This is a genomic window from Dulcicalothrix desertica PCC 7102 (assembly GCF_003991905.1).
GTDB classification, from domain to species: domain Bacteria; phylum Cyanobacteriota; class Cyanobacteriia; order Cyanobacteriales; family Nostocaceae; genus Dulcicalothrix; species Dulcicalothrix desertica.
In genome coordinates, this window is sequence record NZ_RSCL01000051.1 from 1 (window position 1) to 307 (window position 307).

Annotated in this window: 1 protein-coding gene; it reads right to left on the minus strand. The window is 32.2% G+C overall.

The features are described from left to right. A partial coding sequence (locus tag DSM106972_RS51955) for a hypothetical protein (RefSeq protein WP_201800893.1) occupies positions 1 to 307 on the minus strand: 307 nt, incomplete at both ends.

Sequence of the window (307 nt, forward strand, 5' to 3'; positions counted from 1 at the left end):
TGATAGCGTTTGATATAAAATAGCATTGATGTTCGGGCTGATTGAGGACTTGATAAAGTTGGTTTACTATCATCTGTTGTCAACAATTTTTTCAAAATAAATTCCGAAGTATTATAGTTACGGTAAATAGCTCTTTTAATTTCTGAGCAATCGATTAAAGCTAATTTTTCTAGAACGAACAACGGTGAGTTAGGATTTGATGCAACAGCAGTTAAAATTTTAATTACTTTTGGATTAGCAAGTTCTATTAAGGTATTAGCATGTGTATCTAAGTAACCAGGTTGACTTAAATCGATTGCCGCTCTGA